This window comes from Streptomyces sp. NPDC030814, from assembly GCF_055572155.1.
This window is the reverse complement of record NZ_JBVIDX010000050.1, coordinates 1-26,211: the sequence shown is the minus strand read 5'-3', so window position 1 is coordinate 26,211 and position 26,211 is coordinate 1. Positions and strand designations below refer to the sequence as shown.

Annotated in this window: 18 protein-coding genes and 4 pseudogenes; 5 read left to right on the top strand and 17 right to left on the bottom strand. The window is 69.5% G+C overall.

The features are described 5' to 3' along the window. Window positions 1-118 precede the first annotated feature (118 nt). Complete coding sequence (locus tag ACZ43N_RS42410) at window positions 119-1,477, bottom strand: glycoside hydrolase family 43 protein (RefSeq protein ID WP_468105187.1); 1,359 nt, start codon at window positions 1,475-1,477, stop codon at window positions 119-121. 323 nt (window positions 1,478-1,800) lie between these two features. Beyond that, the gene (locus ACZ43N_RS42405) at window positions 1,801-3,753 is read right to left on the bottom strand and encodes an RICIN domain-containing protein (RefSeq protein ID WP_468105185.1); all 1,953 of its coding nucleotides are present in this window, start codon (window positions 3,751-3,753) and stop codon (window positions 1,801-1,803) included. 1,149 nt (window positions 3,754-4,902) lie between these two features. On the opposite strand from ACZ43N_RS42405, the gene ACZ43N_RS42400 reads away from it, so the two are divergent. The 3 genes and pseudogenes from ACZ43N_RS42400 to ACZ43N_RS42390 all read left to right on the top strand — a co-directional run. Next, window positions 4,903-7,167, top strand: a complete 2,265-nt coding sequence (locus ACZ43N_RS42400; protein ID WP_468105184.1) for a glycoside hydrolase family 97 N-terminal domain-containing protein — start codon at window positions 4,903-4,905, stop codon at window positions 7,165-7,167. Between the two features lie 435 nt (window positions 7,168-7,602). Continuing rightward, the gene (locus tag ACZ43N_RS42395; RefSeq protein ID WP_468105182.1) at window positions 7,603-8,538 is read left to right on the top strand and encodes a class I SAM-dependent methyltransferase; all 936 of its coding nucleotides are present in this window, start codon (window positions 7,603-7,605) and stop codon (window positions 8,536-8,538) included. Between the two features lie 146 nt (window positions 8,539-8,684). Next, window positions 8,685-8,732 (top strand): annotated as a pseudogene (locus tag ACZ43N_RS42390) (hypothetical protein); the annotation flags it as partial. Window positions 8,733-8,985: 253 nt separating this feature from the next. On the opposite strand, the pseudogene ACZ43N_RS42385 reads toward ACZ43N_RS42390, so the two are convergent. The 9 genes and pseudogenes from ACZ43N_RS42385 to ACZ43N_RS42345 form a co-directional block, all read right to left on the bottom strand. Further along, a pseudogene (locus ACZ43N_RS42385) lies at window positions 8,986-9,102 on the bottom strand (hypothetical protein); the annotation flags it as partial. Then, window positions 9,076-9,315: pseudogene (locus ACZ43N_RS42380) on the bottom strand (D-inositol-3-phosphate glycosyltransferase); the annotation flags it as partial. The pseudogenes ACZ43N_RS42380 and ACZ43N_RS42385, both read right to left, overlap by 27 nt. Beyond that, a complete protein-coding gene (gene fdhD / locus ACZ43N_RS42375) occupies window positions 9,312-10,169 on the bottom strand; it encodes a formate dehydrogenase accessory sulfurtransferase FdhD (protein WP_468105180.1) in 858 nt (285 codons plus the stop codon). The pseudogene ACZ43N_RS42380 and the gene fdhD, both read right to left, overlap by 4 nt. Before the next feature lie 53 nt (window positions 10,170-10,222). After that, window positions 10,223-10,702: pseudogene (locus tag ACZ43N_RS42370) on the bottom strand (GTP 3',8-cyclase MoaA family protein); the annotation flags it as partial. 21 nt (window positions 10,703-10,723) lie between these two features. Further along, entirely contained in the window at window positions 10,724-12,106 is a 1,383-nt protein-coding gene (locus ACZ43N_RS42365; protein ID WP_468105178.1) for an L-serine ammonia-lyase, read from the bottom strand. A gap of 66 nt (window positions 12,107-12,172) precedes the next feature. Beyond that, a complete protein-coding gene (gene glyA, locus ACZ43N_RS42360) occupies window positions 12,173-13,432 on the bottom strand; it encodes a serine hydroxymethyltransferase (RefSeq protein WP_468105177.1) in 1,260 nt (419 codons plus the stop codon). Further along, the gene (gene gcvH, locus ACZ43N_RS42355) at window positions 13,429-13,866 is read right to left on the bottom strand and encodes a glycine cleavage system protein GcvH (RefSeq protein WP_468105175.1); all 438 of its coding nucleotides are present in this window, start codon (window positions 13,864-13,866) and stop codon (window positions 13,429-13,431) included. The genes glyA and gcvH overlap by 4 nt, the downstream gene beginning before the upstream one ends. Continuing rightward, a complete protein-coding gene (locus tag ACZ43N_RS42350) occupies window positions 13,863-15,044 on the bottom strand; it encodes an NAD(P)/FAD-dependent oxidoreductase (protein ID WP_468105173.1) in 1,182 nt (393 codons plus the stop codon). The genes gcvH and ACZ43N_RS42350 overlap by 4 nt, the downstream gene beginning before the upstream one ends. A gap of 213 nt (window positions 15,045-15,257) precedes the next feature. Further along, entirely contained in the window at window positions 15,258-16,391 is a 1,134-nt protein-coding gene (locus ACZ43N_RS42345; protein WP_468105171.1) for an aromatic ring-hydroxylating oxygenase subunit alpha, read from the bottom strand. A 780-nt stretch (window positions 16,392-17,171) separates the two neighbouring features. On the opposite strand from ACZ43N_RS42345, the gene purU reads away from it, so the two are divergent. After that, window positions 17,172-18,044 carry a formyltetrahydrofolate deformylase gene (purU, locus tag ACZ43N_RS42340; RefSeq protein ID WP_468105170.1) on the top strand — a complete coding sequence of 291 codons (873 nt, stop codon included), beginning with the start codon at window positions 17,172-17,174 and terminating at the stop codon, window positions 18,042-18,044. A gap of 51 nt (window positions 18,045-18,095) precedes the next feature. Further along, window positions 18,096-18,893 carry an IclR family transcriptional regulator gene (locus ACZ43N_RS42335; RefSeq protein ID WP_468105168.1) on the top strand — a complete coding sequence of 266 codons (798 nt, stop codon included), beginning with the start codon at window positions 18,096-18,098 and terminating at the stop codon, window positions 18,891-18,893. Between the two features lie 62 nt (window positions 18,894-18,955). Here ACZ43N_RS42335 and folP read toward each other — a convergent pair whose 3' ends face one another. The 6 genes from folP to ACZ43N_RS42305 form a co-directional block, all read right to left on the bottom strand. Further along, entirely contained in the window at window positions 18,956-19,777 is an 822-nt protein-coding gene (gene folP / locus ACZ43N_RS42330; protein ID WP_468105167.1) for a dihydropteroate synthase, read from the bottom strand. Between the two features lie 229 nt (window positions 19,778-20,006). Continuing rightward, window positions 20,007-20,609, bottom strand: a complete 603-nt coding sequence (locus ACZ43N_RS42325) for a sarcosine oxidase subunit gamma (protein WP_468105165.1) — start codon at window positions 20,607-20,609, stop codon at window positions 20,007-20,009. Beyond that, complete coding sequence (locus ACZ43N_RS42320; RefSeq protein ID WP_468105163.1) at window positions 20,602-23,844, bottom strand: sarcosine oxidase subunit alpha family protein; 3,243 nt, start codon at window positions 23,842-23,844, stop codon at window positions 20,602-20,604. Before ACZ43N_RS42320 ends, ACZ43N_RS42325 begins: the two co-directional genes overlap by 8 nt. 11 nt (window positions 23,845-23,855) lie before the next feature. Beyond that, a complete protein-coding gene (locus ACZ43N_RS42315; protein WP_468105162.1) occupies window positions 23,856-25,088 on the bottom strand; it encodes a sarcosine oxidase subunit beta family protein in 1,233 nt (410 codons plus the stop codon). Window positions 25,089-25,140: 52 nt separating this feature from the next. Further along, window positions 25,141-26,001: a bifunctional methylenetetrahydrofolate dehydrogenase/methenyltetrahydrofolate cyclohydrolase gene (locus ACZ43N_RS42310; protein WP_468105160.1), complete on the bottom strand. Its 861-nt coding sequence runs from the start codon at window positions 25,999-26,001 to the stop codon at window positions 25,141-25,143. Between the two features lie 36 nt (window positions 26,002-26,037). Next, window positions 26,038-26,211, bottom strand: a 174-nt coding sequence (locus ACZ43N_RS42305) for a glycine cleavage T C-terminal barrel domain-containing protein (RefSeq protein WP_468105199.1), incomplete at its 5' end; no start/stop codon positions are given.

The following is a 26,211-nucleotide window of genomic DNA, read 5'->3' as shown; positions in this document are numbered from 1 at the left end:
CCCTGGGTCAGGGCACGTCCGGAGGGGTGGTGGCGGGGGGCGCGTCCGACGCGAGCGAAGGCCGTGCCGCCGCGGTGGGGCTCCGCGACGGCACGGCGGCGTGGGCTGGTCGGACAGGTCAGCCCCAGGGGCTGACCCCTGTGAAGGAGCTGTCGGCGCGGAACGTGTCGGTGTTCTGGTAGAGGTCCACGCGCAGCGCATAGTCGTAGTGGCGCAGATAGCGGCCCGGGTAGTTGTACGACTCCAGGCGGACGGAACCCGAGGCGGTGCCCGGGCGGGCGCAGTAGGTGGCGTCCTTGTTGAAGACGGCCGTGCCGTTGCTCGTGTCGAAGCGGATCCGGAAGTCCCAGTGGCGGAGATAGCGGCCGGAGGAGTCGCGGAAGGAGTAGCAGTTGGCGTCCGCGAGACCGGGCACGATCGTGAAGGTGGCGCTCTGTTTGACGGCGGTGCTGCTGGAGGACGTCACCGGGTCGATGTAGCCGAGGCTGTCGGAGCGCACCACGGCGTACCGGTCGGGGAAGTTGACCGACCGCAGGGACCTGGTGGTGTTGGTGGGCAGGGTGACCCCGCCGGGGACGGTCTCCTTCAGCACGGTGAGGTGACGGACGAAGCCGGTGAGGCCGGGCAGTTCGGTCGGGGTGGACCAGGTGGCGAAGTTGTCGTAGCTGTCGCTGTACCAGTACTTACCGGCGCGGTAGCCGTCGTAGTAGATGCGCCAGCCGCCGTTGTCGAGCGGGACCAGGGCCGGACCTTCGACCCAGTCGCCGAAGCCCGCCCAGTTGCCGGTCTTCCTGAAGGTGTAGGGGCCGGTGAGGCTGGAGGCGGTGGCGTACTCGATGTACTTCGTCGTCTCGTTCTTGGTGAACGCGTGGTAGGTGGAGCCGACCTTGACGATGAAGGTGTCGATGTAGTTCGGGGCGATGCCGGACAGCTGGGTGGGCGCGGACCAGGTGGTCAGCGCGGAGTTGGTCGCCGTGATCTTGTAGGGGGTGAAGGCGGTGGCGGTGCTCGCCGTCGTGAGGGACACGATGATGTTGACGCTGCCGTCGGTGTCGATGAACCACTCGGGCGCCCAGGTGCGGGTGAGCCCGCTGATCGGGATCGTGTAGTTGTACAGGAACGTCCAGTTCACCCGGTCGGTGCTTCGGGCGAAACCGATCGTGTTCCCGGTCCAGTTGGTGGTGTAGGTGATGTAGTAGAAGCCGTCGGTGTGCTTGAAGATGCTGGGGTCGCGGATCAGCCCGGACGGCGGGGTGTAGGCGGGACCCTTCTGCAGGGTGAACGCGGTGGCGTCCGGCGAGTCGTACACAAACATGTTCGACTCGCTGCTGTTGGTGAACGCCGTCATCGTGTAGCGCGTGGCCTGCCCGGCCGGCGGGGCGGCGGCAGCGGCCGTGCCCTGAAGGGCGGGGACACCCAACAGGACCAGCAGCATCGGGCCCAGCAGGGCGAGCAGCTTTCTTGCGGTTCTGTTCAACTCTTCCTCCAGGGTCACGGCCCGTCCGCTTGACCGATCGCCGTGATGGGGAATGCCGCTTGTTCGGAATTGCGAACAAAGTTCGACAGTGCGATCAGAAGATAGGTTTCAGCCATGCGTGCGTCAATGCGTCTGGCGTATCTCGTTCCGCAGGCGCGGAACCGCCGCCGAGCACATTGCCGACGTCCGCCGCAAGGACGCCTCGGCAGGAACCCGCCGCCGGGGCGTCCGAGTAACTCCCCGGGCGCGGGAGGAGCCAGAGGCCGGCGCGCGTGCAGTCATGGGGCGCTTTCGGGTAGAGGCGTCGCCCGCCGCCGGAATCGTCAGACGGCGATGATCTGCCACTGCTGCCGCGTCAGGGAAGCGTACGGCTGCTGCTCGATGTTGGCTCCGTCGGCGGTGCTGCCCTCGTCGACGGCGAGGCAGAGCCCGCTGTAGCGGTTGATGAGGAAGTAGTGGCCGTCGCCGGTGGGCGTGACGGCCCACTGCTGCTGGGGGGCGTCGGCGTCCGACCAGATACCGACGTTGCCGCCGTCGGCTCGGGAGAGAGCCGCGACCTCCATGAGCTTGCCGCTGCCCACACCCTTGATCTTGTAGTAGCCGTCGCCGGTGCTGGTGAAGCTCCACTTCTGGTTCGTCTTGCTGAGCCATGGCCACTGAAGGACGTTGGTGTTGTTCGCGGTGCCCCCGCCCTCCACGTCGGCGACCTTGCCGCTGTGCCGGGCGACCAGCCGGTAGACGGTGCCGTCGCCGGGCAGCGTGGTGGACACCAGTGCCGGCTTGGCCGTCCGGCCGCCGATCCTGACGCCGCCCATGTTGGCGTAGCCGCCGGTGGCCGCGTTGGCCCGGATCCGCACGAAGCCCACGTTCCGGGCGGGCCATTCGGCCACCTTGGTGGCGCGGTCGCCGGCCCACGTGCCGGTGGCGACCTGGGTGAAGTTCGTGCCGTCGGTGCTGGTGGAGATGGTGTACGAGGTGATGTCGCCGTCGGTGGAGTTGGTGCGGTTCCACTGCTTGGGCAGGTATTCCAGAGTGGAGACGTTGCTCCACACCCCGCCCAGATCGAGCGTGATCGAGTGAGGCAGGGGCGAGGGCAGTCCCCAAGTCGACCAGCAGGTCTCGTAGTTCCTGTCGCTCAGCCCGTCAATGGCGTTGAGCGGTCCCTCGCCGGTGCGGAAGCCGGTGGCGTAGGCACTGACGGGCGTCACGGGGTGCTCGGCGCGCAGCAACTGCGTCGGCAGGGGTGGCCTGGAGGTGTCGGGGCTCCAGGCGGCCCCGACTTCGGCGAGCCGGTTGACGATGTTGGTGTCCAGCCTGCCGTCGCGGTTGGGCGGGCAGTTGAGGATGAACGAGGTGTACTTCGGTTCCAGGTCCGCCAGGTGGGACAGGATCGCGTCCTTGCTCATCAGGCCCTCGGTCGGCGTGGACGGATGCCAGAACCAGCCATTGCTGATCGTCTGCCCCTGCGTGGCGGCGTAGGTGTTCCCGGCCGGCGACGAGACGCCCAGCGGCTCCTCGAAGTAGATCGCGTCGCCGAGGAACGGCACCGACAGCGCACCGTGGTCAATCATGACGATGTCCGGCTGGAGCGACTTCACGTGCTCGCGGATCCGCTGGTAGGAGACGGCCTGCTGGCCCATCTGCCATGCGTAGCCGTCGGTGACGAACATGTCGATGGTGCCGTAGTTGGTGAGCAGCTCGGTGATCTGACCGAGCATGAAGGTCATGTCGCCGGGCTGGATGGCATCGGTGATCTCGAGGCCCGACACCTTGTGCCGGCTCTCCCACGCCTCGACGCCGAAGGTGCGGTCCCATATCGAGTAGTAGAACCCGACCCTCAGTCCCTTCGCCCGGAAGGCGTCGCAGTACGCCTTCACCACGTCCTGCTTGTAGGAACTGTTCGAGACGTTCTGGGTGCCGTAGGCGCTCGGCCACAGGGCGAAGCCGTCATGGTGCTTGGTCGTCAGGATGCCGTAACTCATCTTCGCCGCCGCGGCGGCGGCCGCCCACTGGGCACAGTCCACGGCCGTGGGGGCGAACAGGGCGGGGTTCTGGTTGGGGGCAGCCCACTCCTCGTTGGTGAACGTGCCCAGGCTGAAGTGGTTGAACATGCCGAACCGCATGTTCACCAGATTCTCCAGGTTGGTCTGGGGGTCCGCAGCGGCCGCCTCCGCCAGCAGAGGCGACAATGCGGGGATCACCGGCAGCGTGGTCGCGGCAACAGCGGCGCCCGCGGCACCCAGCAGCGCGCGGCGGGACAGTCTTCCTGACGGCATGTGTACTCCCGGTTGGGGGGCTGATGTTCGAGGTGAGGAGTCGGGGCGGGCAGCCCGAGGGCGCGTTCGGTCGCCAGGCCTTCGGACGCGGACCCTCTGGGCTCCAAGGCGCCGGATGTCACGCATGAAGTTCGACGACGTGACTGCTCCATGTCAACGGGTAAGAGGATGAAAGTACTCAGAGCTGGAGCAGAAGATCCGAGTTTGTCCGCCCAAGCGGCTATTCCCTCTTCCACAGACATGCCATGTTTAAGAGGGGAGCCGAACTGTGATGCTCGCAAACGCCGTGGCGCCAGGCGGTGCATGACCGCTCCGGAAGCGACCTGAAGGGCTCAGCCGCCGGGCGGTTCCGTTCGTGTCGCGGTTCTCGCAAGCGGCCGGGGCGGCCGGCCGAGCACCGCCCCGGACAAACGCCATGCGCGGCACACGCCCCGTCCGCGACCGGCCTTCCCGGTCCCGCGGACTACTGCTGCCGGAGGTGTTGACGCATCCCGCTTCCCACACTTAGCGTCTGCCCGATCTTACGAACGCCGTTCGATTTATCGCACAACTCGCCTCGGAGGACAGGGAGTAGCTACCGAAGGCTTCCAGCCGGCCGAACGCTCGGAGGCACACCGCATGGCGCGACAGCGATCGGGCCCGTGGAGGCGAAGACCCGGTCGACCGCCGCTGACTCCGCCGTACTCCGAGGGCCGCTGGGCGGGCCTGGACAAGAGAGAAACAGCATCGTGGTGTGGGAGTCGACGGACCTGGTCACCTGGTCACCTGGTCACAGCCGTGGCCGCCCAACGTCGTCGGCGCGATCCCCGACGGACGCAACGCCCGGGCTTCCGCGCCGACAGTTCCTGCACGGTGGTCGGGCCCGGTTGGACCGTGCCCGCCTTGAGCTCCGCGCGGAAACTGCCGCCGACTCCGCGTGGGTGCCTCACCGGACGGGCGCCCGCCAGGGCGAACGGTTTGCTCCACACGACAGCCGACTCACCCAACCGATGCCAGACATCCCATAAAAGTCCGGATCTTAAGCACTCCCAGAGGGCAACTCCTGGAACTGGGGGAGGTATTCCTTGACGGTGATGGGATGTAAAGGCAATCTCCCTCCCGGCGCGAGCGATTCGCGGCGGGCCACCTGCAACCATCCGGGAAGGCCGCATGAAACTCCTCCGAAGAAGCGGTGTTCGAGTCGCCGGTACGGTCGCCGCCGTCCTCGCCGGCATGGGCTCGGTCACTGCGGTGCCCGCATCCGCCGCCCCGGGGAGCTGGACCTCGGTCCAGCCCGGTGTCGCTCAGACCGGCTGTGACGGCGTACGCGCCACCGTGGCACTCGACGCGAACGGCGCCCTCTCGCTCGGCGCGACCTGGAACTGCCGCCAGGCCCTGATACCTGCTCCTATCGGGCTGGTGACCAGCCAGGCCGACTTCACCACCGGACTGGAGTTCGTCAGTCGCACAGATGCGCCCGTCTCGTACACCTACGAGGTCGAAGCGGGGAAGTCCCGCGTCCGGACGCGGTCCGCGACCGAGACGAGACTGGTGTTCACGAAGGGCTCCGCGCAGATGACCGTGCACGTCCGCACGTCCGCGGACGGCATGGCGCTGCGCTACGAGCTGCCGTCGGGTGCGACGGTGCTGCGCGAGGCGACGTCGTTCGAACTGCCGACCGACGCCCAGCTGTCCCGGCAGGTGTTCAGCCCCGATCACGAGAGGGGTTATGTGACCTCTCAGGTCGCCGATGCCCCGACAGACTCCTATGACATGGGCATGCTCGCCCAGCAGTCCAACGGCGCGCGGGTGCTGCTGGCCGAGTCCGGTGTGGACGGCGACTATTCAGGGGGCCGGTTCACCCACACCCAGGGCACCGGCCGTTTCACCGTCGCGCTGGCCGACACGCAGATCGTGCGATCCGGCGCGTTCACCACAGCGTGGCGCACCGCCATCATCGGCAGCACGGCGACGGTCGTGGAGTCCACGCTGGTCGACGACGTCGCGCCCGCGTCGAAGATCTCCGACACCTCGTGGATCAGACCGGGTGTCGCCGCGTGGCCGTGGCTGGACGGCATGGTCGCCACCCAGCGCGACCTGACCAAACTGAAGCAGTGGGCCGACTACGCCTCCTCGCAGGGCTGGCCCTATCTTCTGGTGGACGACGGATGGAAGGCCAACCAGACGATCATTCCCGAGCTCGTGACCTACGCCCGGGACCGCGGCGTGCGGATCATGCTCTGGTACCACTGGCAGGACCTGGACACCGCCGCCGAGCGGGACGCCGAGTTCACCAAGATCACCGGGTGGGGTGTCGTCGGCGTCAAGATGGACTTCATGGGTTCCGAGACCCGGGCTCGTCAGCAGTGGTACGACGCGGCCCTGGCCGACACCGCCCGGTTCAAGCTGATGGTCGACCTGCACGGCTCACGCCTGTCCGTCGGCGTCCACCGCACCTGGCCGCATGTGCTGACCAATGAGGCCGTCCGGGGCGAGGAATACCCCGGCGGCCGGACCATCGGGCACGTGGCCGCACTCCCGTTCACGCGCGGCGTGCTCGGCCCGGCCGATTACTCGCCGATGAGCTTCCAGCAGGGCAACCCGAACAGCGACGCCGCCGAACTCGCCCTCGGCGTACTCCTGGACAGCGGCATCATGCTGCCGGGCAGCCGCATCTCGGACTACCAGGCCCGGCCCGAGGCACAGCGGTGGCTGCGCATGCTGCCGACCGTGTGGGACGAGACGACGTACGTCTCGGGCGACCCGCTCACCGGAGGGGTCATCGCGCGCCGCAACGGCGACCGGTGGTTCGTCGGCGCGCTCAGGCACGGCGGCGCCACCACCATCAGCTACCCGACCACGTTCCTCGGCTCCGGGACCTGGCACGCGGAGATCACCACCGACGGCTCCAACGGCCTTACCCGCACCAGCAAGGTCATCCAGGCCGGTGACACACTGAGCGTCCCGGCGGTCGCAGGCGGCGGCCATGCGGTCAAGCTGACCAAGGTGCCGGTCATCCCGACCGGGAACCGCACGGTGACCATCTCCGGCAGCAGCCACGTACTCGACGTGAAGAGCTCGAGCCTCGCGAACGACTCCGCGATCATCCGCTGGCCCAGTACCGGCGGCACCAACCAGCGCTTCGCGTTCGTGCCCCTCGGCGACGGATACACGCGGATCGTCAACCAGGCCAGTGGCAAGGACGTCGTCATCCGGTACGCGTCCCGCGACGCGGGCGCGAAGGCCATCCAGTACACCTACGAAGCCAACGCGAACACCAACGACGAATGGCTGGCCGAAGACGCCGGCAACGGCCGTATCCGGCTCGTCAACCGCCACAGCGGTCTCTACCTCACCGCGGGCAACGCCCAGGGCGACCAGTTGGAGCAGCGTCCGTTCGACGGCGCGGACCACCAGATGTTCACCGTCTCCTGACCCCGCTGCACAAGGCGGCCCTGGAGCGGTACGCCACCCGGGCACAACCCCGCGCCGAGGGCCATGGTCGAGGGCCCGGCCCTCGGTGACGCCGATGGCCGTGTCGGCGGCGATGGTGCGGTGAGGGTCCCTTGCTCAAGTGTGCAAGGGACCCTCGGTTCGACTCCTGGGATGCCGTACGATCCGAAGTCGCTGCAATGGTGAAGGGGCCGACCCTGGAAAGTCTGGATCGCAGCCCCGAATTCCCCGGGGGAGTCAGTCGAGATCGCCCTCGTGGCGGTCACGCCAGAGCCAGTTGCCGCTGAGCCTGCTTCGCAAAGTCAGGCATTGAACGTTCCGTTTGACAGCCCCTCGGGGGCGCTGCACCATCGGTTACAGGGGCGATCGGCGTAGACCTAGCGCACACGACACTGTGCGTGGAAGCAGGTGTGCCAAATGGCGAATCTGGCGAGCCGAAACCTTCCCTCGCTCACCGCGCTGAGAAGGTATTTGCTTTCTCGGCAGTGGTTCACCAGCAGAGTCCTCCCAGCAATACCGAGGCGCGTGCGTTGGGTAATGCGCCGGGTGTATTTTCTGCCGATCGACGTGGCCGAGCGGGCACTCGGCCGCAAGGAGTCGATGACGCCCCGGAAGTCCGACATTTTCACCGGCTCCGTGGACGACTTCAAGGCAAGCGGCAACGCCTTGGCTGACCGCCTGATCAAGTTCGGCTGCCTAACCCCACAGACCAAGGTACTTGACGTGGGGTGCGGCATGGGGCGCTTGGCGGTTGCCTTGACTTCCCGACTCAGTCCTGCCGGGTCCTATGACGGACTGGACATCGTGCCGGCCGCCGTGAAGTGGTGTGAACGTAACATTGCCCGCGCTCACCCGGGATTTCACTTTACACTGGCAGACATACACAATAAAGAATATAACCCCAAGGGCCGGCACGAGGCATCCGAATACACATTCCCATATAGGGATGAATCATTCGACCTGGTGGTACTTACCTCCGTCTTCACGCACATGCTCCCGCTAGAGATGGAGCGTTACTTCGCGGAGATAGCGCGCGTCCTGAAGAAGGGTGGAAAAATATACACCACCTACTTCTTGATGAATGACGAATCGCGACGGGAAATGCAGGCCGGTCACAGTGATATACACTTCCGCCAGCGTTCGGGTTCGTGCTGGTTCGTAGACGATAAAGTGCCGGAACTGTCAGTAGGTCACGATGAGGGCTACATCCGCAGCCTCCACCGCAAGCATGGCCTATTCGATCAATACTCCGTCCGGTATGGAGGTTGGTCTGGCAGCCAAAAGGTGGAGCACAGCCAAGATGTGGTCATCGCCGCCAAGCAGTATGTTCCTTCTTTCGAAGCTGAGCGCTGAGCGCGTGGCGGGCTGCGCGGGGGCGCCGCTCGGGACAGACGGAACCGGCCACTCAGACTGCCTGGCACAACCGGGCACATCCGCCGGCCATCGTCCAGTCCACGGGTGACGGCTACCACACCATCACCTGCGTCGGCAGCGGCAAGGTGCTCGACGTGGCGGGGTCCTCGACGGCGGACGGCGCGGCGGTCGTGCAGATGACCGCCGACGGCCGGGCGAGCCAGCAGTGGCAGCTGCGCCCGCAGACCGGCGGCGAATTGTGCCCTGGTCAACCGCAACAGCGGCAAGGTGCTCGACGTCAAGGGGGCAGCACGCCGACGGCGCCGCGTGATCCAGTACCGCGACGTCGGCAGCTCCAACCAGCGCTGGACGTTCCACCGCGTCAGTGCAGTGGCGTCGTCCGCGACGAGTGAGGCTGTGGGCGGCCGGGCTGGAGCGGAAGGCCCACCGCTGGTTCGACTCGCCGTTGCCGGGCCACTGGACCACGGCGGCGCCGTCCGCCTTCGACGCACGGAAGACGTCAGCGGCCTTTCCATGTGCGGCGGAGGTGGACCGGGCGAAGATCTCCACCTCGATGTCGATGGCGGCGAGCCGCTTGGCCAGTTCGGCGATGTAGATGTTCATGCCGCCCGCGTCGCCGGTGCCGGGCTGGTGCAGCGGTGAGGTGTGCACGCTGAGCATGGCGACGCGCCGGGGGTGACCGCGGGCACCGGCGGGCAGCACGTGTGGCGGGCCCACGAATGGGTGGTCGCGCTGGACACCTTCGAGGGAGGTCATGTGCGGGCCCCAGCCGTCACCCCGGCTCGCAGGCCGAGACGCTGCTCTCCGGCGTAGACGTTCATGGAGCTGCCGCGCAGGAAGCCGACAAGGGTGAGCCCCGTCTCCACCGCCAGGTCCACGGCGAGCGAGGACGGCGCCGAGACCGCCGCCAGCACCGGGATGCCCGCCATGACCGCCTTCTGCGCCAGTTCGAAGGACGCCCGCCCGGACACGAGCAGGATGGCGCGGGACAGCGGCAGTTGACCGTTGCGCAGTGCGCGGCCGACCAGCTTGTCGACGGCGTTGTGCCGCCCGACGTCCTCCCGCACATCGAGAAGCTCACCCTCGGGTGAGAACAACGCGGCGGCGTGCAGACCTCCGGTGCGGTCGAACACGCGCTGCGCGGACCGCAGTTGATCGGGCAGGCCGGCCAGCAGCTCCGGGGTGACCCGGACCGGGGGTGTGTCGGCGATGGGCCACCGTGCCGTGGTCCGTACGGCGTCCAGGCCGGCCTTGCCGCACAGGCCGCACGACGACGTGGTGTACACATTGCGTTCGAGCGTGATGTCGGGGAGCGGCACGCCGGGCGCGAGTCGCACATCGACGACGTTGTACGTGTTCGAGCCGTCCTGGGTGGCGCCCGCGCAGTACACGATGTTCGCGACGTCCTGGGCGCTGCTCACGACTCCCTCGCTCACCAGGAAGCCGGCGGCGAGCGCGAAGTCGTCCCCGGGCGTGCGCATGGTGATCGCCAGCGGCTTGCCGCCGAGCCGGATCTCCAGTGGCTCCTCCGCCACCAGTGTGTCGGGGCGCGTGCTCGGAGCGCCGTCCCGGATGCGCAGCACGCGCCGTCGCTCGGTGACCCGTCCCATGGCCTCACTCCCCGTTCTGTCGGTGGACGTCGTTCTGACCGCGGGCTCGTGCGTCAGCCGCCGATGGCCGACATCGGCCGGTCGGGCTGCCGGAAGTGCGGCTCGTCCGGCCCGGACCCGGCTTTCTTCCCCCACATCGCCCGCTTCCGCAGGCCCGGGATCCCCTCGTCCGGGGCGCCGGAGTGCAGGGCCTCGCGCAGGTAGGACTCCTTGCGGACGAACAGGCAGTCGCGTACCTGGCCGTCGGCGGTGGGCCGGGTGCGGTCGCAGGCGCGGCAGAAGGGGCGGGCCACGGAGGAGACGGCTCGCCAGGACGTTCCGGCGGTGATCATGCCGTCGCGCCGCCGGCCGCGCTGGGCGTCGAGCGGCATCTGCTCGATGAACCGGAGTTCGTAGTCGTTCTCCATGGCCCACGCCAGGGAGACGTCGACCCGGTCCGGGCCGGCGTGGGTGAGGGGGGCTTGGACGGCGCGTTCCATACCGTTGGCGGTCAGCCACAGCCGGGGGCGCGGGGTGAGGGCGGCGCACCGTTCGGCGATCCCCACTCCGGCTCCTCAGCACTCGATGACGTTGACGGCGAGACCGCCGCGGGCGGTCTCCTTGTACTTGACCTTCATGTCGGCGCCGGTCTCCTTCATGGTCTTGATGACCTTGTCGAGGGAGACGTGGTGACGGCCGTCGCCGCGCAGCGCCATGCGGGCGGCGGTGACGGCCTTGACGGCGGCCATTCCGTTGCGCTCGATGCACGGGATCTGGACGAGGCCGCCGACGGGGTCGCAGGTGAGGCCGAGGTTGTGTTCCATGCCGATCTCGGCGGCGTTCTCGACCTGTTCGGGGCTGCCGCCGAGGACCTCGGCCAGCCCTCCGGCCGCCATGGAGCAGGCCGAGCCGACCTCGCCCTGGCAGCCGACCTCGGCGCCCGAGATGGAGGCGTTCTCCTTGAAGAGGAGGCCGATGGCGCCCGCCGCGAGGAGGAAGCGCACGATGCCGTCCTCGTCGGCGCCCGGCACGAAGCCGAGGAAGTACTGAAGGACGGCGGGGATGATGCCGGCCGCGCCGTTGGTCGGGGCGGTGACGACCCGGCCGCCCGCGGCGTTCTCTTCGTTCACGGCCATCGCGTAGAGGGTCACCCACTCCATGGCGCGGCCCGCCGGGTCGCCCTCGCTGCGCAGCGCCCGGCCCGCGGCCGCGGCTCGCCGACGGACCTTCAGACCTCCGGGGAGAATGCCCTCGCGGCCCAGTCCGCGGGCGACGCATGCTTCCATGACCCGCCAGATCTCCAGCAGGCCCGCACGGATCTCCTCCTCGGTGCGCCATGCCTTCTCGTTCTCCAGCATCAGCGCGGAGATCGACAGGCCGGTCTCCTTCGTGAGGCGGAGCAGTTCGTCGCCGGTGCTGAAGGGGTGGGTCAGCACCGTGTCGTCGGTCTTGATCCGGTCAGCGCCGACCGCGTCCTCGTCGACCACGAAGCCGCCGCCCACGGAGTAGTACGTCTTCTCCAGCAGCGGGACCCCCTCGCCGTCGTACGCGAAGAGGATCATGCCGTTGGCGTGGTACGGCAGCGACCGTCGGCGGTGCAGGACCAGTTGGGTCGAGGCGTCGAAGTCGATCTCGTGGGCCGGGCCGATCTCGGCACCGAGGAGGCGGATGCGTCCCGTGTCGCGGATCCGCTGGACGTCCAGGTCGGCCTGGGCGACATCGACCGTGTGCGGCTCGTAGCCCTCCAGGCCGAGCAGCACCGCCTTGGGGGTGCCGTGGCCGTGCCCGGTGGCGCCGAGGGAGCCGAACAGCTCCGCCCGCACCGCGGCGGTCTGGGCGAGCACGCCGTCCTGCTTCAGCCGGGCGACGAACATCCCGGCGGCACGCATCGGTCCGACGGTGTGCGAACTGGACGGGCCGATGCCTATGGAGAACAGGTCGAAGACGCTGATTGCCACGCCATACTCCGTGGGGTGGGAGGGGCGTGCCGAGCGGTCGCGGCACGCCCCTGCGGAAGGGTGTCGTTACAGGCCGGGGTAGAGCGGGTGCTTGTCGGCGAGTGCCTTCACACGGTCCTTGAGGGCTTCGGTGTCGCAGGTCGGTTTGAGCGCCTCGGCGATGACGTCCGCGACCTCGGCGAAGTCCTCGGCCTGGAAGCCACGGGTGGCGAGGGCCGGGGTGCCGATCCGCAGGCCCGAGGTGACCATCGGCGGGCGCGGGTCGTTCGGGACGGCGTTGCGGTTGACGGTGATGCCGACCTCGTGGAGGCGGTCCTCGGCCTGCTGCCCGTCCAGCTCGGAGTCGCGCAGGTCGACCAGGATGAGATGGACGTCGGTGCCGCCGGAGAGCACGTTCACGCCGGCCTCACGGGCGTCCGGCGCGGTCAGCCGCTCGGCGAGGATCTTCGCGCCCTCGACCGTACGGCGCTGGCGCTCCTTGAACTCCGGTGACGCGGCGACCTTGAAGGAGACCGCCTTCGCCGCGATCACATGCTCCAGCGGGCCGCCCTGGAAGCCGGGGAAGACCGACGAGTTCAGCTTCTTCGCGAACGCCTGCTTGGCCAGGATGATGCCGCCACGCGGCCCGCCGAGGGTCTTGTGCGTGGTGGAGGTGACGACATCGGCGTGCTCGACCGGGTTGGGGTGCAGGCCCGCCGCGACCAGACCGGCGAAGTGCGCCATGTCCACCCACAGATACGCCTCGACCTCGTCCGCGATCCTTCGGAACTCCGCGAAGTCCAGCCGGCGCGGGTACGCCGACCACCCCGCGATGATCACCTTCGGCCGGTGCTCCTTGGCGAGCCGCTCGACCTCCGCCATGTCCACCAGACCGGACGCGGGGTCCACGTGGTACGGGACCACGTGGAACTGCTTGCCGGAGAAGTTGATCTTCATGCCGTGGGTGAGGTGTCCGCCGTGGGCCAGGTCCAGTCCCAGGATCGTGTCCCCGGGCTGGGCCAGCGCGAACAGGGCGGCCTGGTTGGCCGAAGCGCCGGAGTGGGGCTGGACGTTGGCGTACTCGGCGCCGAACAGCTCCTTGACCCGGTCGATGGCGATCTGCTCGGTGACGTCGACGTGCTCACAGCCACCGTAGTAACGGCGTCCCGGATAGCCCTCCGCGTACTTGTTCGTGAGGACCGAACCCTGCGCCTGCAACACCGCGACCGGCGCGAAGTTCTCGGAGGCGATCATCTCCAGGGTGGACTGCTGGCGGTTCAGCTCCGCGTCGACGGCGGCGGCGACCGCGGGGTCGAGTTCGTGCAGTGGCTGGTTGAGCAGGGTCATCGGCGGTCTCCTTGGGCGTGGGCGCAGTGGGCGGCGTAGGCGTCGGGGGTCAGTGCGCCGGTGATGTTCTCGACGCGCAGCCGGAACAGCCAGCCATCGGTGTAGGGGGCGGCAGTGACGAGTCCGGGGTCGTCGGCCAGCGCGGTGTTGACTTCCAGGACACGGCCCGAGGCGGGGGCGTACAGGCCGCTGACGGCGGTCAGTGACGTGATCTGTCCGCAGCTCTCCCCGGCCTCGGCCCAGGAGCCGACCGCGGGCAGACGCAGGTCGACCACGTCACCGAGGGTCTTCGCGGCGAACTCGGTGATGCCGACGGTGGCGTTTCCCCCATCCACGACGAGCCATTCGTGGTCCCAGGTGTAGCGCAGGTGCCGCGGAATGCTCGCGTCGGTCTCCACCGCGGATTCCCGGGAGAGCTGGGGCGGGGAGGTCATGACACGACGGCCGCGGCGGCGGGGACGAGGGTGCGACGGAGCCGGTTGAAGAACTTCGGCTGGTTGAGGGAAAGGACGGCGACGGGATTGCCCTCGCGCCGGTAGACGGCCGTGAAGGTGCGGCTGTCGATGTCACCCTCGACGATCTCGGGCTCGGCGCCGGGGGCGACGTGTCCGGCCACCTGGATACGGGACTGGTACTGGTCGGACCAGAAGTACGGCGCGGTGGGCGGGGCGGGGGCCGGCACACCGGTCAGCAGAGTGCGGGCGGCGGTCTTCGCCTGCTCCGTGGCGTTGCTCCAGTGCTCGATGCGGGCGTGCCGCCCGGTGAACGGGTTGGGGCAGCGGGCGACGTCGCCCACGGCGACCACGCCGGGGATGCCGGTCGAGCAGCCGGAGTCGCACACCACGCCGTCCTCCACCCGCACACCGGAGCCGGCCAGCCAGTCGGTGTTGGGCCGCACGCCCACGCCGACCACGACGATGTCGGCGGGCAGCACCCGGCCGTCCGCGAGCCGTACACCGGTGACCCGGTCCTCGCCGATCAGTTCCGCCACACCGGTTCCGCACAGCAGCTCAACGCCGTGGTCGCTGTGGAGCGAGGAAACCACCAGCCCCATCTCTCGCCCCAGTTGGCGCTCCAAGGGCACGGGGAGCGCCTCGACGACGGTGACGTGGAGCCCGAGCCGGTGTGCGGTGGAGGCCACCTCCGCGCCGATGAACCCGGCGCCGATGACGACGACCCGGGGCAGGCCGTCGAGCAGTTCGGCGCGCAGCGCCTGGGCGTCGTCCAGGGTGCGCAGGGTGTGGACGCCCGCCAGCCCGTCCGTGCCGGGGAGGGTGCGGGGGCCGGCGCCGGTCGCGATGACGACACCACCGGTGCGCACATGCCGTCCTCCGGCCAGGGTGACGGTGCGGGCGACGGGGTCGAGCCGCACGGCGCGCTCGCCGAGCAGCCACTGCACGTCAAGGACTTCGTACTCGTCAGCGTCGCCGAGCGCGAGCCCCTCGACGTCGACGTCCCCCTTGAGGAAGTCCTTGGACAGCGGGGGTCGGTCGTAGGGGGTGTGACGCTCCTCCCCCACGACGACGATCTCGCCGTCATAGCCCTCTGCGCGCAGCGCGCGGACCGTGCTCAGTCCTGCCAGCGACGCTCCGACGACGGTGATGCTCCTCATGCCGGCTCCAGACGGGGAGTTGTCTCGCATAACACAACGACACTCGTTATACGCAACATGCTTTCGGCGCGGTGCGGGCGTTGTCAAGGGATGCGCCACTGATCAATTTCCGATGACGCTCCCCGTTGCGTGATTCGCAACCTGTCATGGCAGTGCAACGGCCCGTCCGCCTGCCGGAGGAGCCGCAGGCGGACAGGCAGTGCCGGGTTGGGATCAGTGCGTGGGGCGCACCTCCAGCTTGTTCTGGAGCCAGGTGTGGAAATCGCCGATGTGGTGCTCGCTGGGCACCAGCACACCGCCCTTGGCGTACACCTTCGAGCTCATCGCCGGCTGGGTGCGCTCACAGGCGTCGAAATCCTGCTGGTTGACGCGGTGGAACAGCTCCACCGAATGGTCCACGTCCTTGCCGCTCTCCACGACGTGCGGCAGATACAGCCAGTCGCACTCGACGACCGTGCGGTCGGGTGCCATCGGGTACATCCGGTGGAGGATCACATGGTCGGGCACCAGGTTGATGAAGACCTGCGGCCGGACGGTGATCGCGTAGTAGCGGCGGTCCTGGTCGTCGGCGACGCCGGGGATGCGGTCGAGCCCCTCGGAACCGTCGACCGTGAAGCCCTGGATCTCCGCACCGAACTCCGCTCCGTGGCCGACGTAGTACTGGGCGGCATAGCCGTCCGCGAACTCGGGGAGCACCTCGGTGAGTTCGGGATGGATCGTGGCGCAGTGGTAGCACTCCATGAAGTTCTCGATGATCAGCTTCCAGTTCGCCTTCACGTCGTAGGTGATGCGTCGGCCCAGCTTCAGGTCGTCGATGCCGTAGCGCTCGATCGACTCCAGGTCGCCGAGCCGCTCGACGACCGCACCCTGCACGTCCGCCTCGAAGGACGGCGGCTCGTCGGCGAGGCACACCCACACATAGCCGAGCCACTCCCGCACATGCACGTTGATCAGGCCGTACTCGGTCCGGTCGATGTCCGGCATCGACGTCAGGTTCGGGGCGGCGACCAGCTTGCCGTCGAGGCCGTAGGTCCAGGCGTGGTACGGACACTGGAAGGCCCTCTTGACCTCACCGGACTCCTCCGTGCAGAGCTTGGCGCCGCGGTGCCGGCAGATGTTGAGGAAGCCCTTGACCGAGCCGTCCCGCGAGCGGGAGATCAGCACGCTCTCGCGACCCACCTGGTAGGTGCGGAAGGCGCCGGGCTTGTCCAGCTCGGCGGCACGGGCCACACAGAACCACATGGCCTCGAAGACCCGCTCCTGCTCCTGGGCGAAGACCGCGGGGTCGGTGTAGTACTCGCCGGACAGGGTGGGGATCAGGCTGGGCGGCAGATTCGTCATGGTCATCTCGTCACCTTCGGAATGTGTCGGACCCGCACGCGGCGAGGGTCGAACAGGGCGATGGGGTGGTCGGTGGTGCCTTCGGTGGCCGGATCGGCGAGGATCTCGCCGCCGACGGGGACGAACGTGAACCCGCGGCCGGAGCATCCGCAGGCCACCGTCACCTGCGGATGCTCGGGGTGCTGTGCCAGGACGAAGGGCTCGTCCGGAGTGTGGGCGAGAGTGGGGTGGGCACGCCTCAGTCCCGAGCGGTGGTGGGCCGAGGCCGGTATGGACGGTGGTGTCGGCGGGGAGAGGGCGTGGCCGATGGCCGGAAGTGACGAGGCGCTCGACGCGCGCGGTCAAAGGACCATCACCGAACGCAGGACGTCGCCGTCGTGCATCCTGGCGAACGCGGCCTCGACGTCGTCCAGGCCCGGGGATCCGGGATGGATGGAGAGAGTTGCATAATGCGCAACTCTCATCACAATGAGCAACAGCTGAACTGTCCCCCCACGGACACCCACTGTCAAGGGGCTGGACCACCACAGCCGGCCCCCACGGGAAAGCGGACAGCCGGACGCCCGCGAAGACGGCACCGGTCACACCCAGGCCCGGTCCGGCACGGACCGGCAGGGGGCTCCGCCACGGCGGGGGCGCCCGCCGCCGGGAACGCGGAGCACCCGACCGGCGGAGCACCCGACCACTTCCGCCGGACCACCCCTTGACCGTGCAGCAACATCCCTCAATTATGTTGCGTATAACTCACCATGTTGCGCAATACGCACCACTGCGATGGAGGAAGGCATGTCTTCTCGCCCGCGGCCCGGCCGTGAGTTCGTCCTCGCCCTCTCCTGTCCCGACCAGGCCGGCCTCGTCCACGCCGTGACCACCTTTCTCGTGCGCCACTCGGGCAACATCCTGGAGAGCCAGCAGTTCGACGACCGCTTGCAGGACCGTTTCTTCATGCGGGTGCACTTCGACGTCTTGGACCCCGTCATTTCCCTGGAGGACCTGCGCACAGGCTTCGGACCGGTCGGCCAGGCGTACGGGATCACCTGGCAGCTGCACGACACCTCGACCCCGACGCGCACACTGATCATGGTGTCGAAGTTCGGCCACTGCCTGAACGACCTGCTGTTCCGCAAGTCCACGGGCGCGCTCACCATCGAGATCCCGGCCATCGTCTCCAACCACCGGGACTTCGAGCCACTGGCGGAGAGCTACGGCATCCCCTTCCACCACATCCCGGTGACCAAGGACACCAAGGAACAGGCCGAGGCACGCCTGCTGGAGCTGGTGCGCGAGCTGGACATCGACCTGGTGGTGCTCGCCCGCTACATGCAGATCCTCTCCGACGACCTGTGCAAGCAGCTCGACGGCCGGGCGATCAACATCCACCACTCCTTCCTGCCGAGCTTCAAGGGCGCCAAACCGTATGCCCAGGCACACGAACGCGGCGTCAAGCTCGTCGGGGCCACGGCCCACTACGTCACGTCCGACCTCGACGAAGGCCCGATCATCGAGCAGGACGTCGTCCGCGTGGACCACTCCCGCGACCCCGACGACCTGGTCGCCATGGGCCGCGACGTCGAGGCCCAGGTGCTCGCCCGGGCCGTCGAGTGGCACAGCAAGAGCCGGGTGCTGGTGAACGGACACTGCACCGTGGTCTTCCGCTGACAGGGCGGACCGTGCGACCATGCGGGCGACTTCCATGCTTATAGTTGCGCCATGAGCAACTACGCGGCAGAGAGCGCAACAGCCGGTCCCGCGGTGAACGGTGTGCAGTCCGTCGACCGCGCCGTCAGCGTCCTGGAGATCCTCGCCCAGCGCGGCGAGGCGGGCGTCAGTGAGGTGGCCGCCGAGATCGACGTGCACAAGTCGACCGCGTTCCGTCTGCTCGGGGCTCTCGAGGCGCGCGGACTGGTCGAGCAGACGGCCGAGCGGGGCAAGTACCGGCTGGGCTTCGGGATCGTGCGCCTGGCCGGCGCGGTCTCTGGCCGCCTCGACATCACCCAGCAGGGCCGGCCGGTGTGCGAGCAACTCAGCGAGGAGATCGGCGAGACCGTCAACATCGCCGTTCTGCAGGAGCACTACGCCGTCAACCTGTATCAGGTACGCGGTCCGGGCGCCGTCGGCACCCACAACTGGGTCGGTCAGCTCACCCCGGTGTACGCCACGTCGAGCGGCAAGATCCTCCTGGCCCATCTGCCGGCGGAGGAGCGCGACGCCGTGCTCGCGGCGTCCGCGGTGCAGAAACTGACGCCCCACACCATCACCGCGAGGACGAAACTGGAGAAGAACCTCGCCGAGGCGCGGGAGCGCGGGTACGCCGTGACGCTGGAGGAGCTGGAGATCGGACTCCAGGCCATGGCGGCCCCGATCCGCTCCCGCGACGGCGAAGTCATCGCCGCGCTCAGCGCCTCCGGGCCCTCTTACCGCTTCACCGAGGAACGCATCCACGAGCTCGCACCTGTGCTGATCAGCGGCGCGGACGAGATCAGCCGGCGAATGGGTCATCTGGGCTGAGGCTCCACGGGGGCGCTCGGCCCAGTGGCATTCGCGGTGCCCCGTGTGGGACTGCGCCGTGTTCAGCCCCGCGGCGGCCGTTCCGCCGCCTCGGCGCCCCAGCGGGCCGTCACCCGTACCGCGTCCGCCGTCGACGCGACGTCGTGCACACGCACGCACCAGACGCCCTGTGCGGCGGCGAGTACGGACACGGCGGTGGTAGCGGCATCGCGCAGCCGCACGGGGCGGGGCTGCCCCGTCGTCCGGTCGGCCAGGAGACTGCCCAGGAACGCCTTGCGTGACGCGCCCACGAGAACGGGATGCCCCAGGGCCATGATGTCCCCGAGGCGGCCCAGCAGCTCCCAGTTGTGGTCGGGCGTCTTGGCGAAACCCAGCCCGGGGTCGACGACCAGGCAGTCCGGCGGTATCCCCGCCTCCAACGCGGCGGCGATCCTGTGCCGCAGCTCGTGGAGCACGTCGTCGACGACCTCGCCGTAGACGGCGTTCGCCTGCATGCCGGCGGAGTGTCCACGCCAGTGCATCAGCACGTACGGCGTGCCCGCCCGGGCCATCAGGGACAGCATCGCGGGGTCGGCGAGGCCCCCCGACACGTCGTTGACGAGCCGGGCACCCGCGTCCAGCGCGCGTGTGGCGACCTGCGCCCGCATGGTGTCGACGCTCACGACCGCGCCCGCCGCGGAGAGTTCCCGGACGACGGGCAGGACGCGTCGCAGCTCCTCCTCGACCGGTGGGCGTACCGCGCCGGGGCGGGTCGACTCGCCTCCCACATCCACGATGTCCGCGCCCTGTTCGAGCAACGCGAGCCCGTGCGCGACGGCCGCGTCCGCGGCGAACGACAGCCCGCCGTCGGAGAACGAGTCCGGCGTCACGTTCACGACGCCCATGACCAGCGTCCGGCCGGGGCGTGGCAGCCCCCGCGGGTGGAGTGCGGGGGTTCCCCCATGCCGTACCGGTGTTCCCCGGTGGGGTGGTGTGGTGGCGCGGGAAGTGGCGGTGACGGTCACGGGCTTCCGGCTCTCGATGCGTATGACGAAACGTGCTGAGCAAAGCCCTGTGGGAGCTCCTGGGCGGAGCTCCCACAGGGGCGACGGGGTGCGGGCCCGTCGGTTCTCCTCAGAGGTACTCGGTCGCCGCGTCCAGCAGCCAGTCCGCCAGATAGCCGGCGAACGACGATCGGACCAGCACCCAGAATCCGGCGCTGGGCTCCTCGCGGGCGACCAGGACGACCTGGGTGCGGCCGAGGGTCGTCTGGGCGCAGCGGCCGGAGCCGAAGACCCTCGGATGCAGATCCAGTGGGCAGCCGTGGGCCAGCAGGTCGCGGGCGCGGGGGCCCGCGACGAGGAGCGTGGTGCGCTGGGCGGAGACATCGGTGACGGAGACCGGCTCACCTCCGGCGGCCTCCCGGATGCGGCTCTCCAGCTCCCGTTCGCCGCCCGGCGGCCCCACCAGCAGCCACTCGTCCGGGCCGAGCCACAGCGCGGTCAGCTCCCCGGCACGGACGACGGTGTTGGGTTCGAGGGGCAGGGGGAGTCCCAGGGCGAGGCCGACGGCGTCGGCCGCCGCGCCCTTGGGGTCGAGACGTACGTCGAGCTGGGTGAGGAAGGGGAGTTCCGCCAGCCGGACCGCGCCCCCGGAGGTGCGGGTGGCGGCGGCCAGACGTGCGGCGGCCTGGCCCAGAGGGCTGCGGGGCGAGGAGGTGAGGACGGTGTCAGCCATCGCGGCGGGCTCCCTCGGGGTCGAAGAGAACGGGGCTGGCGACGGTCACCGGGACCAGCCGATCGCCCACGGGGGCGTACAGCCGCTCGCCGATCCGGTCCCGGCCACCCTTGATCAGGGCGAGCGCGAAGGTCCGGCCGAGGGCGGCACTGCGGTAGCTGGAGGTGACATGGCCGAGCATCGGAACGGGCGGGGCGGGCAGCACACTGTCGGCGACCAGGTGGGTGCCCTCCGGCAGGAAGGTGCCGGGGTCCTCCGGGAGCAGGCCGACGAGATGCTTGCGGTCGGGGCGGGCGGTGTCGGCGCGGGCGTAGGAGCGCTTGCCGATGAAGTCAGGCTTCTTCTTGGACACCACCCAGCTCATCCCGAGGTCCTGGGGGGTGACGGTGCCGTCGGTGTCCTGGCCGATGATCGGGTAGCCCTTCTCCGCCCGCAGCACGTGCATGGTCTCGGTGCCGTACGGGGTGATGCCGTACGGGGAACCCGCCTCGTACAGCGCTTCCCAGAGGGCGAGGGCCTCCCACGGTGACACATTGATCTCGTAGGCGAGTTCGCCGGAGAAGCTGATCCGGCAGACACGGGCCTCGATGCCCGCGACACTCGTCCCGCGCCAGGCCATGAACGGGAAGTCCTCGTTGGAAACGGCCAGTTGGGGCGCGAGGGAGGCGAGGACCTGCCGGGACTTCGGGCCGACCAGTGCGACCGTGGCCCACTGCTCGGTGACGGAGGTGCAGTGGACCTTCAGTTCGGGCCACTCGGTCTGGAGCCACTCCTCCATCCAGTCCAGGACGGTGGCGGCGTTGCCGGTCGTCGTGGTGACCAGGAAGCGCTCCTGGGCGACGCGGATGACGGTGCCGTCGTCGAAGACCATGCCGTCCGGGCGGCACATGACGCCGTAGCGGATCATGCCGACCTTCAGGGTGCTCATCATGTTGGTGTAGAGCCGGTCGAGGAAGACGCCGGCGTCCGGGCCCTGCACGTCGATCTTGCCGAGGGTGGAGGCGTCCATGAAGGCTACGCCCTCCCGTGCTGCCCGGCACTCGCGGAGCACGGCGGTCTCCATGTCCTCGCCGTCCTGCGGGTAGTACCAGGGGCGCTTCCACTGACCGACGTTCTCGAACAGCGCGCCGTGCCCGACATGCCACTCGTGCAGGGCCGTCGTACGGACCGGGTCGCTCAGCGCGCCCCGGTCGCGGCCCGCGAGCGCGGCGAAGGAGACGGGAGTGTACGGCGGGCGGAAGGTGGTCGTGCCGAGAGCGGAGACGTCGACGCCGAGCAGTTCGGCGACGACACCGCTGGCCAGCACGCCCGAGGTCTTGCCCTGGTCGTTGGCGGTGCCGGCGGTGGTGTAGCGCTTGGTGTGCTCCACCGAGCGCAGGCCGGCGCCGGTCGCGCGGGCCAGGTCGGCCACGGTGACGTCACGCTGGAGATCGACGAACCGGGGAGCGTCCGACTCGCCCGGAACGACGTACACATGCATGGGTGCCGTCCGGGCCGGCTGCGCGGCGAGCGCGGGGAGACGCGGCGCCTTGGGCGTGTATCCCTCGGCCTCGATCGCACGGGCACCGGCGGCCGCGCCCTGTGCCAGGACCGTGGCCGGGTCGAGGACGCCGCTCGCGCTGCCCACGACCTCGACCGCCTGACGGCAGGTGTCGGGGACGAAGGAGCCCAGCGTCTCGTCGTGGCGGAGCCTGCCTCCGGCCTGGCTGAACAGGTGCGCCACCGGGTTCCAGCCGCCGGAGACCAGCAGCAGGTCCGCGGCGAACTCCCGCTGACCGGCGGACTCTCCGTACGGCGCGACGGTCACGGCGGTGAGGCGGGCCGCGCCCTCCGTGCCGGTGACGGCGTGCCCGGCCAGGACCTCGATGCCGGCCGCCCTCGCCTGCTCGGCCCACTCCCCCGGTTCGGGGCGGGTGTCGACGATCACCGCGATGGCCAGACCCGCCGAGGCGAGGTCCAGGGCCGACGCGTACGCGCTGTCGTTGGTCGTGAAGACCACCGCGCGGCGGCCGGGCAGGACACCGTGGCGGTTGACGTGGGTGCGGGCCGAAGCGGCCAGCATCACACCGGGACGGTCGTTGTCCGCGAAGGCCAGCGAACGCTCGTGGGCGCCGGTCGCCAGGACGACACGGCGAGCCCGGATGCGCCAGACGCGTTCCCGGGAGACGTTGTCAGGGGCAGCCGCGCCGAGGTGGTTGGTACGGCGCTCCACGGCGAGGAGGTGGTTGTCGTCGTAGTAGCCGAAGACGGTCGTACGGGACAGGACCCGGACCTCGGGGGCGGCGTCGAGCAGTGCGGCGGTCTCGCCCACCCAGTCGAGGTGTTCGGCGGTGCCGAGGAGGCTGCCGCCGAGTTCGGGCTGGTCGTCGGCGAGGATGACGCGGGCGCCGCTGTTCGCGGCCGCCGCCGCTGCCGCGAGGCCGGCCGGGCCCCCGCCCACGACCAGCAGGTCGCAGTGCGCGTGTACGGCGTCGTAGCGGGCGGGGTCCGGTTCGGTGGCGAGGCGGCCCTGGCCGGGGAGACTGGTGGCGACCAGACCGTCGTAGAGCTCGACGGTCGTCGCGGGCAGCATGGGCTCCGGGAACGGCTCCTCGATCTGGACGACCGCGTTGGGCTCCTCGACACCGGCGGAGAAGATGCCGCGGGGGCGGCCGAGCTTGATGCTGGTGCCTGCCTGGATCACGCCGTTGGCGAGGAGGGCGGAGGCGAGGGTGTCGCCCCGGAAGCCCTCGTACTCCGTGCCGTCGAAAGTGAAGGTGAGCCGGGTGTCACGGTCGATCCGGCCACGGCCGGCGTGGCGGAACGGCTGGGTCGTCCCGCCCCCGCCGCCCCCGCCCGTCCCGTCCTGCAGGGGCTTCGCCCCGCGGACCCCGCTGCCGGCCGTGCCGACGGGTCCCTCCGCGGCCTGCGGGGCCTCGTCCTCGACCGCCCGACTGGCCGGCAGCGCAGGCTTCGCGTCGGGGGTCTCGGGGCGGTCCTCGCCCGACTTGTACACCGACAGCAGTTCGTTCGTCGAGGTGTCGCGGATCGCGTTGAACCAGCGGCGGCAGCCCGCCGCGTGGCTCCAGCGTTCGGCGAAGGGGCCCTTGGTGTTGTCGCGGAAGAAGAGGTAGTGGGCCCACTCCTCGTCGCTGAGGGCCGAGGGGTTCTCGGGGTAGGCCACGTGGGCCTGGCCCCCGTAGTGGAACTCGGCCTCGTCACGGGGCCCGCACCACGGGCAGGGGATGAGCAGCATGGTTGGGCTCCCTAGTGGGCCACCGCGGCCGCGCCGTGCTCGTCGACGAGCGCGCCGGTGGTGAAACGGTCGAGCGAGAAGGGGGCGTTGAGGGCGTGCGGGGTGTCGTGGGCGATCGTGTGGGCGTAGACCCAGCCGACACCCGGGGTGGCCTTGAATCCGCCGGTGCCCCAGCCGCAGTTGAGATAAAGGTTGTCGACCGGGGAGAGGCCGACGATGGGTGAGGCATCGGGGCTGACGTCGACGATGCCGCCCCAGGTCCGCAGCACGTGGGCGCGCGCGAAGACCGGGAAGAGTTCGAGGGCCGCGGACATCTGTTCCTCGATGATGTGGAAAGCGCCGCGCTGGGTGTACGAGTTGTACGCGTCGATGCCCGCACCCATCACCAATTCGCCCTTGTGGGCCTGGCTGACGTACACATGGACCGCGTTGGACATCACGACCGTCGGGTGCACCGGCTCCAGCAGCTCGGAGACCAGCGCCTGCAACGGGTGGCTCTGGACGGGGAGTTCGATGCCCGCCATCGCCGCGAGGACGGAGGTGTGGCCGGCCGAGCAGAGCGCGACCTTGCCCGCCGCGATGCGGCCCCGGGTCGTACGGACGCCGACCACGCGGTTGTCGACGACGTCGAGGCCGGTGACCTCGCAGTTCTGGATGATGTCGATGCCGGCCGCGTCCGCGGAGCGGGCCAGGCCCCAGGCCACGTAGTCGTGCTTGGCGATGCCCGCGCGCGGCTGGTAGGTGGCGCCGAGGACCGGGTAGCGCACGTCCTGCGAGATGTTGACGATCGGGCAGACTTCCTTGACCCCGTCCGCGTCCAGCCACTCCGCGTCCACGCCGTTGAGGCGGTTCGCCTCCACCCGGCGCACGCTGTCCCGGACGTCCTGGAGACTGTGCGCGAGATTCAGCACGCCCCGCTGGGAGAAGAGGATCGGGTAGTCCAGCTCCTCCGCGAGGCCTTCCCACAGCTTGAGCGCGTGCTCGTAGATGCCGGCGCTCTCGTCCCACAGGTAGTTGGAGCGGATGATGGTGGTGTTGCGGGCCATGTTGCCGCCGCCGAGCCAGCCCTTCTCCAGCACGGCGACGTTGGTGATGCCATGGTTCTTCGCCAGGTAGTGGGCGGTGGCCAGGCCATGTCCGCCGCCGCCGACGATCACCACGTCGTACGACCGCTTGGGCTCGGGGTTGCGCCACAGCCAGTCGGGGTGGTCGGGAAGGTCTGCGCCGGGGATGCGGGGGCTCATCGGACGGCTCCCTCTTGTGAAAGGTACGGATACAGCGGCGGGGCAGGGGCGTTCATGCGGCGTTCGCGTTCCTCTCGGCGGCCTCGACGACGTTGGCGAGGAGCATGGCCCGCGTCATGGGGCCCACTCCCCCGGGCATGGGAGCGATCCAGTCGGCGACCTGGGCGGCGTCGGGGTGGATGTCGCCGACCAGACCCTGGTCGGTGCGGGTGATACCGACGTCCAGGACCGCCGCGCCGGGGCGCAGCATGTCCTTGGTGATCAGTCCGGGCGAACCGGCCGCCGCGATGACGATGTCGGCCTCACGGGTGTGCCAGGCCAGGCCCTTGGTACCGGTGTGGCAGAGGGTGACGGTGGCGTTCTCGGAGCGGCGGGTGAGCAGCAGGCCGATGGGGCGTCCGACCGTGATGCCGCGGCCGACCACGCACACGCGTGCACCGGCGAGCGGCACCTCGTGGCGGCGCAGGAGTTCGACGATGCCGCGCGGGGTGCACGGGAGGGGGGCGTCGACGCCGAGGGTGAGCCGTCCGAGGTTGACGGGGTGGAGTCCGTCGGCGTCCTTGGCCGGGTCCATGCGCTCCAGCACGGCGTTGGCGTCGAGGTGGCGCGGGAGCGGCAGCTGGACGATGTAGCCGGTGCAGGCCGGGTCGGCGTTGAGTTCGTCGATGACGTCCTCGACCTGCTGCTGGGAGGCATCGGCGGGCAGGTCGCGGCGGAGGGAGGCGATGCCCACCTGGGCGCAGTCGCGATGCTTGCCGGCGACGTAGGCGTGGCTGCCGGGGTCGTCGCCGACCAGGACGGTGCCCAGGCCCGGCGGGCGGCCGCCGCCGGCGGTCAACTTGGCCACGCGCTCCGTGAGTTCGCGGCGGATGTCGGCGGCAGTCGCCTTGCCGTCGAGCAGCTGTGCGTTCACCGGCGGTGTTCCTTCCCTCGAAGTCGGCGCCGTGGGTCAGCCACGGAGGCGGGACATGCTCGGATCAAACAGAGGCTCCTCGGTGACCACCGCTTCGACGCGCTGGTCGAAGTAGCCGATGTGCAGCACGGTCCCGGGGGCGGTGAGTTCCGTGGGGAGCCACGCGTAGGCGATGCCCTTGCCGATGGTGTGGCCGTAGGCGGCGCTGGT